Raw genomic sequence first — 13,237 nt, forward strand, 5'->3', positions numbered from 1 at the left:
GGCGGGCGGCTAGCGGCGGTCGAGCAGGCCGCGCACGTAGGAGGCCTGGCCGAGGTGCTGCACGCAGTCGTTCAGGATGCTGACGAGACGGGCGCCGGCCGTGACCGGAGGGTCCCAGGCCTCGTCGACCACGTCGTCGTACGAGGCGCCGTCGAGGTCGTCGAGGTAACCGCGCGTCCGCAGGGTGACGGCCTCGAGGTAGCCGATCAGCAGCTCGGCGTCGACCCGCACCGCGGCCACGTCGGCCGGGGACATGCCGTAGCCCATCTCGGCCGGCAAGAACGGCAGCGCGAACGACTCGGCCCAACCGTCGGCCGTCCAGACCTGGTCGGACGCGGCGAGGTCGGCGATCTGGACGTCCTGCCCGCGGGCGGTGTGCCAGACGAGCCAGGCGATCGTGTTCGCCTCGTCGTCCGGACGCCAGGCGAGGTCGTCGACCGAGAGGTCGGCGACCGCCCGCACGGCGATGGCGGGGAGGCGCGAGAAGGCTTCGACGAGGACGTCCGAGGGGGTCATCGGCCCACCCTACGACCGCTCGCGCGCGCCCGTGCGGGTCGCGTCGACCAGCCGGACGACATCGAACCACCGAAGCGGCGTCGAACCACCGGAGTGCGTGGTTCGATGCCACATCGGTGGTTCGACCCGGTGGTGGCGGCGTGGTGGCGGTGGCGGTGGCGGTCGCGGCGGCGGTGGTCGCTCAGGCGACGGCGTCGTCGCCGGCCGCCGCGCGTGTCAGCGAGTCGCCGATCGCCCGCATCGCCGCCGCGAGGAAGTCGAGGTGGTTCGGGTCGACCGCGTCGCGGAACGCCCGGCGGTAGAAGTCGTGGATCTGGTCGATCGCCTCGCGTCCGGCCGGGGCCAGTTCGAGCAGCACGCTCCGCCGGTCGGAGGGGTGCGGCTGGCGCGAGATGTACCCGCCGCTCTCGAGTCGGTCGACCAGGCTGGTCGTCGCCCCGGTCGACAGCTCGAGGAACTCGGCGGCGCGCTTCGGGGTCGTGTCGTGGTCGGTGGCGATGAAGGTCAGGCAGCGGAGGTCGGTGGTGCCCATGCCGAAGTGGTCGGCGACGACCTTCTGCACGCGCTCGCCCTGTCGCTGCAGCGACGCGTACGCCGTGAGCACGAGGGTCACGTCGAGCTGGCCCTCGTCGTCGAGGGGCGGAGGGGAGCCGGCGGGCGGCTGGGGTGAGACGTCGGACATGGCGGGCTCTCTGCTGGCGGGACGGCGAGGCGAGGACGGAGCGAAGACGAGGAGGCGCGGCGACGGACGCCACGCAGGCCACGATACCTCGCCGAGTGAGTTGTTCGAGCTTCGAATCACCCGCCCATGTGCAGCGAATGCCCAGCGTTCGTTCGTTGCCTTCCCCTTGCCAGGCGAGTATCTTCAAGACCAAGCAACTCGACGGCGGTATCGTCGCTCGAGCACCTCGACCCGCCGCCGATGGTTCTCCCCCTGTGATCGGCGGTGGCCCGCACGGCCCGTGGCCTGCGCGGATCGGGGTGGTGGTCGACCGTGAATCGACCGCCACCTCCTAGGGGCGGAGGCGGCCCGACCGCCCCCGCCCCGGGGCACCGCCCCCTACCTCGCGATCGGGTTCGCCAGCGTCCCGGCGAAGATCAGCGACGACGACTGCGCCGCGAGGTCGACCATCTGGCGCGTGTCGCGCAGCTGCAGCCGGTTGAGGCAGGAGTGGTCGAAGCGCGCCGCCCGCAGGTCGACCGACCCCGACAGGTCGGGGTGCTCGTCGGCGTGCCGCTCGACGCACTCGGCCACGAGTGCCCAGAACCGGGCCGAGGGCAGCACGCCGTCGCCGTCGAGGATCGCGGCCAGGTGTCGGAACACCCCGTCGAAGACGTCCGTGAACACCGCCAACGCCTTCTCGCGGTCGTCGACCGGGTGCACGGTCCGCCGCACCGCCTCGGGGACCTCGCGCGGGGCGACGACGACGATCTCCTCGCCGATGTCCTTCATGAACGCGGCCGTCGGCACGCACCCCTCGAGCACGAGGATGACGTTCTCGCCGTGCGGCATGAACGCCAGGTCGTGCGCCCGCAGGCAGTGCACCACCGGTCGGAGGTAGGCGTGCAGGTACGACCGCAGCCAGTCCTCCGCCGAGAGCCCCGAGGCCTTCACGAGGGCCGAGGCGAGTGCGTCGCCGGCACCGTCGCGGTGCAGCAGCGCCGCCATCGTGGCGAGCCGCCCACCCGAGCCGACCAGCGGTACCGGACTCTCGCGCCAGAGCGCGGCGATCATCTTCCGGTGCGGCGACGACGTCGTCGTCCGGTGGTAGGCGTCACCGGTGTAGCCGACGGAGGCGCGCTCCCTCAGGACCCGGAACCGCGCCTCCTGCAGGGTCGCGTCGGTGTGCACGAGGTCGTGCACCCAGTCGTTGATCGCGGGCGTCGGCTTCATGTAGGCCGGCGAGAGACCGCGGACGAAGCCCATGTTCTGGATCGCCAGCGCCGTCTTGACGTAGTGCCGGTCGGGACGGCTGCGGTTCGCGAAGGTGCGGATCGACTGCTGCGCCTGGTACGTGTCGTCCCCCTCGCCGAGCAGCACGAGGTCGCGCCGGGCGACGTCGGGGGCGAACGAGATCGCGACGCGGTGCTGCCACTGCCACGGGTGGACCGGCAGGTAGTGGAACCCGGCCGGGTCGAGGCCCTTCGCGGCGAGGGTCGCGTCGAACCGGGCGACGGCCTCGGGGCCCAGTTCGGTCTGCCACAGCGACCGCTCGTCGAGTCCCGCACCGAGCGCCAGGTGGGTCGCCGAGCGCCGGGCGGCGAGCCAGACCAGTCGTACGGGCGCCGCGGCCTCGGGGGCGAACGCGTGGAACTCGTCGAGTCCGAGACCGATGCGCCCGGCGTTCGCGACGAAGCCCGGATGCCCCTCCGTCATCGCGGCCTCGACGGTCTGGAAGTCCGCGGTGGTCAACTGCTCGGCGGTCGGACCGCCCCGGTGACGCTTGTAGGCGGCGCTCGCCAGGGTCGACGAGACCTCCTCGAGGTACGTGGCGAGCAGCGACTCGGGGATGCCGAGCAGGTCGTCCAGCTCGACGATCAACGCGAGGGCGTCGAGGGGCTCGGGGCGGCCGTCGACCGTGCGGGTGACCGTCGCCTCGTCGATCGCCCAGTGCTCGAGGGCCTGTCGGCGGGCCGTGAACCGGTAGTCGATCCGGTGGCCGTCGTGGTCGAGCGCGACCCGCCAAGGGCCGTCCGCGGCGTCGTCGTCCGCTGCGGGGGCGGTCGCGGCGTCGTCGGCCACCGGGGCGATCAGCCGTTCGTGCGCGAACTCGCTCAGCGCCTTGCTCACCAGGTGTCGATGAGCCCACTCCATCGGGCCGGGGGCGAGGTGCGCCGCGGCCCGGTCGTGTCGCGTCAGCACCGAGAGCCGCGCCGTCTTGTCGGGCAGCTCGACGTCGCCGAGTGCTCGGAACCCCACCTCGTCGTTCTTCGCCGCGATGCGGTCGTTGGCCACGTCGGGCTCGACGACGATCCGCCGGGCCTGCTCGATCTCGAAGACGAAGTCGACGACGCTCGCCATGACCGCGCTGGTCAGACCGTGCACCCGTTGCCCGCGCGGCGGGGCGACGAGCAGGTGCATGCCGACGTCCCCCGGCTCGGCGTCGTGCACCTCGGTGAGCAACACCCGGGCCGGGTCGTAGGTCTCGACGAAGAACGTCGGCTCGCCGTCGACCCGCCCGAGCCAGGCCTGCTGGTGCGGGTCGGCGTCGATCTCGGCCAGGTACGCGCGCACCTCGTCGGTGCTCAGGCCCGCCATCTGCCACGCGGCCGATGCCGGGTGCGCCAGCCAGCGGCGCAGGCAGACGGCGGAGGGGTCGGCCGCGAACGGCTCGATCGTGACGAGACCGCAGGAGGCGCGGCGCGAGAACGCCACGCCCGTCGCCCGGTCGTCGGTGCGGGACGGTGCTGCGGGTGCTGCGGGTGCTGCGGGTGTCGCGGGTGCTGCGGGTGCTGCGGGTGCTGCGGGTGTCGCGGGTAGTGCTGCGGGTGCTGCGGGTGCCGCTGCCGGCACTGCTGCGGGCGCGAGCGCCTCGGTGTCGTGCGTGGTGCTCATCGGGTGACCCGCGCCTCCTCGGTCGGTGTCGGTTCGGTCGGGCGGCCGCCGGGCCGAACCCGACCGCCGTCCAGGTCCGGGGCGTGCAAATCCCGACCGTCGCGGGGGGACGCGCCGCTCACTTCTGCTCCGGAACGGCTCTGCGCGTCGGACTTGTCGCGAATTGCACAGCCGGGGCCGGGGGCGGGGGCGGGGGCGGGAGCGGGCACGGGGGCAGGGGCAGGGGTGCCGAAGGTCTGGAAGGCGATGCGGCGCTCGAGGGGGTAGGGCTCGCGGCCGGTGATCGACGCGATGATGCTCGAGTTGCGCCAGGCGCCGAAGCCGAGGTCGGGGGCGGTGAGGCCGTGGGTGTGCTCCTCGGCGTTCTGGACGAACAGTCGCCCTCGGCCCCCGTCGATCGAGTAGTCGCGCGCCACGGACAGGCGACCCAGGTCGTCACGGTCGACCCGGTCGCCGAGCGCGTCGAGGAACGACGGCACCCGGGCGGCGTAGCCCGTCGCGACGACGAGCGCGTCCGTGCGGCGCGTGGTCGTGGTCCCGAGCTGCGCGTGCCGCACCGTCAGCTCGAGCTGCTCGTCGGCGTCGACCCACCGGGCGTCGACCAGCTCGGTCTCGGTCAGCAGGGTCGAGTCGACCGGCCCGTCGACGCTCAGCCGGTAGAGCGTGTCGTACACGTCGTCGACGAGGTCGCCGCTGATGCCCTTGTAGAGGCTGCGCTGCTCGCGGCCGAGGCGGTCGCGGGTCTCGCGCGGCAGCGAGTGGAAGTGGTCGGTGTACTCGGGGCTGGTGAGCTCGAGCGTGAGCTTGGTGTACTCCATCGGGAAGAACCGCGGCGAGCGGGTGACCCAGTCGAGCCGGTGCCCCGGTCGGTCGCCGACGCGGGTCGTGTCGAGCAGGTCGCGGTAGATCTCGGCGGCCGACTGCCCGCTGCCGACGATCGTCACCGAGTCGGCGGCGCGCAGGCGGTCGCGGGCCCTCAGGTAGTCGGCGCTGTGCACGACCGGACCGGTGGCGTCGCCCCGGCCGGCGAGGTGCTCCAACGCCTCGGGGAGGCGCGGCTCGGTGCCCACCCCCAGAACGACGTGACGGGTGTGCCAGGTCTCGACGGCCTGGTCGGCAGCGCGTCGCGAGGTCACGACGTACGTCCCGTCGGGCCGCTCGTCGACGCTCGTGACGCGTCGACCCCACCGCAGGGTGTCGAGCTGCTCGGCGACCCAGCGGCAGTAGGCGTCGTACTCGGCGCGGAGCGGGGAGAACTCCTCGCGGATGTAGAACGGGTAGAGCCGCCCGGTCGTCTTGAGCCAGTTCAGGAAGCCGAAGCACGAGGTCGGGTCGGCCATCGTCACGAGGTCGGCCAGGAACGGCACCTGGATCGTCGCGCCCTCGATCATCATGCCGGGGTGCCAGGCGAAGCCGTCGTTCTCGTCGAGGAACACCGCGTCGACGTCGTCGAGCGGATCGGTCAGGGCGGCCAGGCCGAGGTTGAACGGGCCGAGGCCGATGCCGACGAGGTCGTGGAGGTGCGCGGCGTCGCGGGGTGCGGTGGTGGCGGCGGCGGTCATCGGGCGGCCTCCGTCCCGGCGGCGACGAGGGCGGGGGCGTCGCTCTCGAGCAGGGCCCACGAGGAGGCGCGGACCAGCTCGAGCACGCCCCTCACGTCGTCGAGACCCGCGTCGGGGTTGAGCAGCGTCAGCTTGAGGCAGGGACGCCCGTCGACCACGGTCTTCGCGACGATCGCCCTGCCGGACTCGAAGAGCACGCGTCGGACGAGCGGGACGAGTCGGTCGGCGGTGGCGTCGTCGACGTCCGACGGCTGCCAGCGGAACAGCGCCGTGCTGAGCTGCGTCTCGGCGAGGAGGACGAACTCGTCGTCGCCCCGCAGCAGGTCGTGTGCCTCGGCCGCGAGGTCGACCACCCGGTCGACCAGCTCGCCCACGCCGTCGGGGCCGAGGGCGCGCAGCGTCGCCCAGAGCTTGAGCGCGTCGAACCGGCGGGTGGTCTGCAGTGACTTCGAGACCTGGTTCGGTTCGGGGTCGGAGAGCGGGTTGAGGTAGTCCGCGTGCCAGGCGACCGGGTCGAGGTCGTGCCCGTCGCGCACGATCAACGCACTCGACGACACCGGCTGGAAGAACGTCTTGTGGAAGTCGACCGTGACCGACCGGGCGTGCTCGATGCCGTCGAGCAGGTGCCGCCGCGTCGGCGAGACGAGCAGGCCACCGCCGTAGGCTGCGTCGACGTGCAGCCAGACGCCGGTGCGGTCGCAGACCTCGGCGATCGCGGCGAGCGGGTCGAGGCAGCCGCGGTCGGTCGTGCCGGCGGTCGCCACCACGGCGACCGGCAGGTGTCCGGCCTGCACGAGGGCGTCCAGGGTGACGGCGAGTGCCGCGGGCAGCATCCGACCGGCGTCGTCGGTGGGGACGGTCACGACGGCGTCCTCGCCGAGCCCGAGCAGGCGGGCCGACTTCTGCACGCTGAAGTGGCTCTCGGCGGTGGCGACCACGACCATGCGGCCGAGCAGGTCGTGCAGCGCCGTGGCGCGCGGGACGGGGCGGTGACCGGGGGCGGCCGTGTTCCGCAGCCGCGCCTCCTCGTCCCGGGCGTCGGCGCGGGCACGGGCCGTGGCGTGCTCGCGGGCGAGCAGCAGGGCGTGCAGGTTCGACTGGGTGCCGCCCGAGGTGAAGACGCCGTCGCGGGTGGCCGGGTCGAAGCCGATGCGCTCGGCCGTCCAGTCGACGAGGCGACGCTCGATCAGGGTGCCGACGGCCGACTGGTCGTAGGTGTCCACCGACGGGTTGACCGCGGCCAGCACGGCCTCGGCGGCGACCGCCGGCAGGGCGACCGGGCAGTTGAGGTGCGACTGGTAGGCGGGGTCGTGGAACCAGACCGCGTTCGCCGTGAAGAGCTCGTCGACCTCGCGCAGGGCGTCGTCCGTGCCGGTGCCCGGTGCATCGAGGTCGACGGAGTCGACGAGGTGCTGCAGGTGCGCGCGGCTCTCACCCGAGAAGGGTTGGCGCGTCGTGCGGAAGCGGTCGGCGATGCGCGTGACGGCGGCGCCGGTGAGGCGTTCGTACTCGTCGGCGGTCGCGGTGGTCAGCAGTGCGGACGCGTGGCGTTCGGACACGGGTCTCCTTCGGATCGTGGAGCGGTGGGGCAGGGCGCGGTGTCGCGCGTCGTGCTGGTCGTGCGGATCGTGCGGGCGGTTGGACGCCGACGTGCCCGTCGGGGGCGTGGTCGTCGACGTCGGATGCGGCCCGCGGTTCGTTAGGTTAGCCTTACCTTATGTCGACCCGCCGCCCGCCCGTCAAGCCCGCCGACCCCCGAGTGCACCGGCTCGAGGTGCTGCGTTCGGAGCGCGTCTCGCCGAGCTTCCAGCGCGTCACCGTCGTCGGTGACGACCTTCACGAGTTCGGCGACATGGGCTTCGACCAGTGGTTCCGGCTGTTCCTGCCGGTGCCCGGCAGCGACTCGTTGCGGCTGCCGCGGGCGACCACGTCGCTCTGGTACGCGCAGTACCTGGCGATCCCCGAGGCCGAGCGGCCGCACTGCGCGAACTACACGGTGCGCGAGTTCCGGCCGGCGGGTTCGGCCGGGACGGAAGCGGGTGCCGGTGCGGGTGCCGGTGCGGGTGCGAGTGCTGGTGCGGCCGGCGCGTCGCGTGCCGAGCTCGACATCGACTTCGTGCTGCACCGCGGCGAGTCCGGCGAACTCGAAGGAGGCGCGGCGACCTGGGCCTGCGCCGCCCGCCCCGGCGACGCCCTCGGCCTGCTCGACCAGGGCGTGCTGTTCAACGCCCCCGACGACGCGACCGAGATCCACCTGGTCGCCGACGAGACCGGGCTGCCGGGGACCGAAGGCATCGTGCGATCGCTGCACCGCGCCTCCGTGGGATCGGTGATCCAGGAAGTGCCGACCCGGGCCGACGTGCGTCCGCTCGACGCGCCCGACGGCGTCGAGGTGACGTGGGTGGTGCGGGACGAGCTCGACGCCCGGGCCCTCGGCGTCCTGGGATCCGGCACTCGGGCGCTCGGCGGCGACGACGACGCAGACGATCGGGGCGCCGGTGGCGCCGGGGGCGTCGCGCCGGGGGAGGGGGCGCTCGCCGCACTGCTCTCGCGGTCGGCGGCCGATCCGCGGGCCTACGCCTACGTCGTGGGCGAGTCCGCGCTGGCGACCGGCGGGCGGCGGCACCTGCACGCGGCGGGCCTGCCGAAGAACCGCATCACGTTCTCGGGGTACTGGAAGCGCTGAGGGCCCGGTCGAAATCTCGACCGAATCGGGCGACGGCCAACCGTGCGTCGTTCGTCAGATCGACGAGGTCTTCTTCGGCGCCGGCTTCTCGGGAGGCTCTGGCGTAGTTCTCCGCCGCAGGGAAGCGAGACCCGGGTGAGAACGTCTTCACCGCCGTCGCGATGTCGCGCGTGATGTCGTGGTCGTAGAAGGTTGCCCTCCGGACGACGTCGGCGACGGCTCGGCCCACTTCCCCGGGGAAGTGCTGCTCCGCGTTCACGATGACGAAGGCGAAGTCGTAGTGGTCTTTGTCCAACCCACGACCGACGATGGCCGAGGCCTTCGCCGCGACGTAGCTGCCGAGGCCCATCGTGTTGACGGAGATGGACGTGCCGTCGGCGTCGCCGAGGATGGTCGGGGTCGCATCGACGAAGGCCGCAGCCGGACCCATCACGTTCATGGCGCCTAGTGCTTCTGCGCCGGGGAGGTGCACGACACGTCCTCGGTTGTCGGGTACGTCGCACAAGAACTCGATGTCGACCGGCTGGCCGTCGACCATCTTGCGCCAACGCCACCCGTCCTGCGTCGTTGCGGCGAAGCCGCTTTCGACGAGAGCGTTCTCGAGCCAAGCGAAGTCGTCGTCGTCACGGTCGATGCCGAGTTCCAGTCGAAGGAGCATGTCGACGTCCGTCGTCCCTTGGTGTGGGACGACCGAGGGCACGAGGCGTGGGGGAACGAGGCCTCCGATCAGGATGAGGTCCGACGCCTTGTCCCGGCAGGCCGCGACGAGGGTGGCCAGTGCTCGTTCTGCCTTCGATGTCGATGACCGAGATCGCTGCATGTCCGATGCCATGATCAGAATCCGATTCGCGCGTCGCGGTAGAACTGGGCGGTCTCGTCGCTTCGAAGCCCCTCGCGTAGCGTGTCGGCATAAATGCGCGCCGGTGATGCGACTCGGATGTCGCTGATCATTCGGCTCGTTCTCAGTGTGCTTGACGGAGCACGGAGGACGACGAGCCGCCCGCCCTCGTCGACCTCCTCAAGTCCCAGGCCCCGCAGGGTGTCCTCAAGTCGGCTCGTGGACAGGTGGGCATCGGCGTAGAGACGCAGCTGCGGAGTCGATGTAGACCGGCCGGCCTCGAGCTCTGCCGCCACGCGGCCGGAGATCGCGACTCGATCTCCGAGTGCGGACGACAGAGGATGCGCAAGAGGGGCAGCATCACGGCCCAGGCCGTGGAAACGTCGAGGGTTCTCCGGAGATGCGGCTATCCAGGACGCCCATGAACTGAGGAGTCCGCCAGGGTTGGTCCACGATCTCGTCGATGTGCGGCCTCGTCGAGGCCCGTCTGGGCGGGTCCACCCTTCTTCGTCGAACCAGCTCAGGGTCTTGGATACCATCGCGGCTGACAGGCCCGTCGACTCGGCCAGCTGCGAACCTCGGGGGACGAGGTGTTCGTCTCGATCGACGTGATCTCGAGAATGAGCGGCCAGCAACGTCTCGGCGATCGAGCTCTTGCCGTCACTCCACTTCGTGACCTTGGCGCCCCGGCTCGTTTCCAGGGCAAGATCACCCGTGGCTCGGATGTCCATGCGTCCAAAGCTCAGGTGGCTCCCGTCGATGTCGATGCGGGCGTTGCCGTCCTCGCTGACCCAGCTGAGTCCTCGTTCTTCAAGCATCGAGATGGATCCCGGGGAGAAGCGTCGAGCGACCACGACCGGGAAGGCCGTCGAGTCTCCGGCGTCGGAGGCGAGGGCCCGGGCAACGTCTCGTGGGTAACCCTGGCCAGCCCAGAGAAGACGCAGGTCTCGGGGGCGTGGAGAGGTGGGAACCACGATCTGGGGTCTGGCGCCACCTCGGAACGACACCGAGAGCGAACTGCCTCGGGTCACCCGTGCGACGACGTCGAATGCTTGCAATTCAGTCGTGGGCACAATTTCACTGTAACAGTGAATAATTCAATTCGGCTAAATTACTACCAGGCCGCGGGCAGCGGGTCGCCGGCCGCGGGCGGGTGCTCGACGAGGGCGACGGCGTCGTCGCGGTCGACGTGGCCGGGGAAGTTGTAGCGCGCGAACCGGCCGGTCGGGTCGTGGATCGAGGTCGGCATGGCGACGGAGGTGCGGCGCAGCGCCTCCGCCAACACGGCGGTCGAGGTCGGGTCGAGGGTCGCGTCCTTCCGGTCGCGCAGGATGAAGTCGACCCGCGCCTCCTTGGCGGTCAGGCGGAGCACGAGCACGCGGCCGCCGTTGCCGACCGGGGCCGTCGTCAGGACGGCACGGTCGACCCGGGCCAGGGGGACGGGGCGGCGGGTGCCGGCGCGCAGCTGCCCGGAGTCGAGGTCGATCCAGGGCTGCGGGGCCCGGGCGTTCCGGATCACCGTGATCAGCGCGAAGATCCCGACCGTCACCCCGACGGCCACCAACAGGGCGAGATCCCACCGGAAGCTGATCTCGGCGATGCGGAAGACGAACTGGACTGCCTGGATCGCCGCGAAGAAGGCGAACGCGGTCGTCGCCCCGACCCACGTCGACCACCAGCGGCGCTCGCCGACGCGCACCCAGCCGTGCGGGAGCCCGGCGGGTGCCGGGTCGGTCGCGTCGGGGTCGGGGTCGGGGTCGCTCGGGTCGGTCGGTGCGGGGGCGCTCGCTCGGGCCAGGGCGGTCGGGTCGCGCTCGGTCGGGTCCTCAGGAGGCGCGGGCGCGTCGTCGGGATCGCTCACCCCGCCGACGCTACCGGGGTCCACGGCGCGAGGTCCGGGGCGCGAGTCGCACCGTCGGATGGACGTCGCACCGCGCACAGGGGCGGCGCGACGTTCATCCGACGGTGCGACGCGTGCTCGCGTCGGGGGCCCGGGCCCCGTGCGGCGTGCCGAACCCGACCGCCCGTGCCCCGTGCGGCGTGCCGAACCCGACCGTCCCCGCCCCGTGCGGCGTGCCGAACCCGACGAGGGGAGCGCGGCGCGCCGCTCATCTTCGGACCTGAGCGGCGCGCCGCGCCTCCGCTGTCGCGATTTGCACACGTGAGGGGCGGGGGCGAGGGGGCGACGGGGCGAGGGGGCGGGGAGGCGCGGGTCAGGACCGCAGGACGCGCACCTCCCAGGGGGCGAGCGTCAGCCCGGCCCCGCCGGGCACGTTGCCGATCACGACCTGCGGCACCGAGCGACGCCGCAGCGCCGGGTGCAGGGCGGGGTCGAGCTCGTACGCCTCGCCCGACCAGTTCGCCAGGACGAGCAGCTGCTCGTCACCGAGCGTGCGGGTGAACGCGTACAGCCGCTCGTCGTCCGGGGCGAGCAGCTCGAACGACCCGAGCGCCACGACCGGCGACTCGTGCCGCAACGCGATGAGACGGCGGTAGTGCTCGAACACCGAGCGCTCCCCGGCCGCACGGTCGGCCTCGACGTTCACGGTGTCGTGGTTCGCGACCAGCTCGATCCACGGGGTGCCGGTGCCGAAGCCCGCCGCCGCGCCTCCTGACCACGGCACCGGGGTGCGCGCGTTGTCGCGACTGCGGAAGTGCAACGCCTCGAGCAGGTGCTCGGGGTCGGCCCCCGCCGCGACCGACTCGTCGAACCAGTTGATCGACTCGATGTCGCGGTACTGCTCGATCGAGGTGAACCCGGCGTTCGTCATGCCGATCTCGTCGCCCTGGTAGACGTACGGCGTGCCCCGGTGCAGGTGCAGCACCGTGGCGAGCAACGTCGCCGACTCGAACCGGTACCGGCCGTCGTCGCCGAAGCGCGACACCGACCGCGGCTGATCGTGGTTGCCGAGGTAGAGGCTGTTCCAGCCCTGGTCGGCGAGACCCTCCTGCCAGCGTGACAGCGAGCGCTTCAGCGCCACGAGGTCGAACGGGAGGTTGTCGAACTTCGAGGCCGGCCCGTGGTCGAGGCCGACGTGCTCGAACTGGAACACCATGTCGAGCTCGTGCCGGTCGGCGGCCGTGAACAGCTTCGCGTCGTCGACCGTCACACCCGGCATCTCGCCCACCGTGATCAGCTCGCGATCGGTGCGGTGCGCGAAGACCTCGCGGTGCATCTCGCGCAGGTGGTCGTGGATCTGCCCGCCCATGACGAAGTGCGAGGCTCCGGGCGCCAGCGACGAGGGCTCCTTCGCGATGTGGTTGATCACGTCCATGCGGAACCCGTCGACGCCCCGGTCGAGCCAGCGGTTCATCATGTCGAAGACGGCGCGGCGCAGGTCGGGGTTCTCCCAGTTGAGGTCGGGCTGCTTCGACGCGAACATGTGCAGGTAGTACTGACCGGTGGCCTCGTCGAGCGTCCAGGCCGGGCCGCTGAACGCGCTGCGCCACGCGGTCGGGTGGCTGCCGGCGCCGGGTGTGCCCGCGGCGTCCGCCCCCTCGACCGTCGGCAGCGGGTCGCGCCAGAGGTACCAGTCGCGCTTCGGGGCGTCGCGCGACGACCGGGCCTCGACGAACCACGGGTGCTCGTCGCTCGTGTGGTTGACGACGAGGTCCATGACCAGCTTCATGCCGAGCGCGTGCACCTCGTCCGTCAGGGCGTCGAACTCGGCGAGCGTGCCGAAGAGCGGGTCGACGTCGTCGTAGTCGCTGATGTCGTACCCGTTGTCGGCCTGGGGCGAGCGGTAGATCGGCGACAGCCAGATCACGTCGACCCCGAGGTCGTGCAGGTGACCGAGCCGCTGCCGGATGCCGCCGAGGTCGCCGACCCCGTCGCCGTTCGAGTCGGCGAAGCTGCGCGGGTAGATCTGGTAGACCGTCGCGGTCGTCCACCAGGCGGGCGGGGTGGTGACGGGCGTGGCGTCGCGCACCGCGCCTCCGGTGGTCGTGGGGCCGGTGTCGTTCGTCGTCGAGTCGCTCACCCGTCCAGCCTGTCACGGCCGACCACGGCCGCGCCGTGACGCCGAGACCCCAGGAACTTGCCGAGACCCCCGGGCGCGCGTGGGGGTCTCGGCGAGTTC

Annotated in this window: 10 protein-coding genes; 1 reads left to right on the forward strand and 9 read right to left on the reverse strand. The window is 72.0% G+C overall.

Translation table 11 applies throughout. The annotated features are described in order from the left end of the window. Window positions 1–9: 9 nt before the first annotated feature. The 5 genes from ASE87_RS07510 to ASE87_RS07530 all read right to left on the reverse strand — a co-directional run bounded on the left by ASE87_RS07510 (window position 10) and on the right by ASE87_RS07530 (window position 7,193). Window positions 10–516, reverse strand: a complete 507-nt coding sequence (locus tag ASE87_RS07510; protein WP_056227261.1) for a DinB family protein — start codon at window positions 514–516, stop codon at window positions 10–12. A gap of 181 nt (window positions 517–697) precedes the next feature. After that, window positions 698–1,198, reverse strand: coding sequence for a MarR family winged helix-turn-helix transcriptional regulator (locus ASE87_RS07515; protein ID WP_052505197.1), 501 nt, complete (start codon window positions 1,196–1,198; stop codon window positions 698–700). 378 nt (window positions 1,199–1,576) lie between these two features. Then, entirely contained in the window at window positions 1,577–4,072 is a 2,496-nt protein-coding gene (locus ASE87_RS07520; protein WP_235472238.1) for a GNAT family N-acetyltransferase, read from the reverse strand. Continuing rightward, window positions 4,069–5,634 carry a lysine N(6)-hydroxylase/L-ornithine N(5)-oxygenase family protein gene (locus ASE87_RS07525; protein WP_082452471.1) on the reverse strand — a complete coding sequence of 522 codons (1,566 nt, stop codon included), beginning with the start codon at window positions 5,632–5,634 and terminating at the stop codon, window positions 4,069–4,071. Before ASE87_RS07525 ends, ASE87_RS07520 begins: the two co-directional genes overlap by 4 nt. Next, window positions 5,631–7,193: a pyridoxal-dependent decarboxylase gene (locus tag ASE87_RS07530; RefSeq protein WP_056227268.1), complete on the reverse strand. Its 1,563-nt coding sequence runs from the start codon at window positions 7,191–7,193 to the stop codon at window positions 5,631–5,633. The genes ASE87_RS07525 and ASE87_RS07530 overlap by 4 nt, the downstream gene beginning before the upstream one ends. 158 nt (window positions 7,194–7,351) lie before the next feature. Here ASE87_RS07530 and ASE87_RS07535 point away from each other — a divergent pair, with 158 nt between their 5' ends. Next, on the forward strand, window positions 7,352–8,320 hold the full coding sequence (locus ASE87_RS07535; protein ID WP_056227270.1) for a siderophore-interacting protein: 969 nt from the start codon (window positions 7,352–7,354) through the stop codon (window positions 8,318–8,320). On the opposite strand, the gene ASE87_RS07540 is transcribed toward ASE87_RS07535, so the two are convergent. The 4 genes from ASE87_RS07540 to ASE87_RS07555 form a co-directional block, all read right to left on the reverse strand. Then, window positions 8,292–8,978, reverse strand: coding sequence for a hypothetical protein (locus ASE87_RS07540; RefSeq protein WP_157489737.1), 687 nt, complete (start codon window positions 8,976–8,978; stop codon window positions 8,292–8,294). The genes ASE87_RS07535 and ASE87_RS07540 overlap by 29 nt on opposite strands. 176 nt (window positions 8,979–9,154) lie before the next feature. Continuing rightward, entirely contained in the window at window positions 9,155–10,231 is a 1,077-nt protein-coding gene (locus ASE87_RS16055; RefSeq protein ID WP_157489739.1) for a hypothetical protein, read from the reverse strand. Between the two features lie 41 nt (window positions 10,232–10,272). Continuing rightward, window positions 10,273–11,019, reverse strand: a complete 747-nt coding sequence (locus ASE87_RS07550; RefSeq protein WP_157489741.1) for a hypothetical protein — start codon at window positions 11,017–11,019, stop codon at window positions 10,273–10,275. Window positions 11,020–11,371: 352 nt separating this feature from the next. Beyond that, entirely contained in the window at window positions 11,372–13,087 is a 1,716-nt protein-coding gene (locus ASE87_RS07555; RefSeq protein WP_056227594.1) for an alpha-glucosidase, read from the reverse strand. Between the last annotated feature and the right edge of the window lie 150 nt (window positions 13,088–13,237).

It is taken from the genome of Frigoribacterium sp. Leaf44, assembly GCF_001421865.1.
Classification (GTDB): domain Bacteria; phylum Actinomycetota; class Actinomycetes; order Actinomycetales; family Microbacteriaceae; genus Frigoribacterium.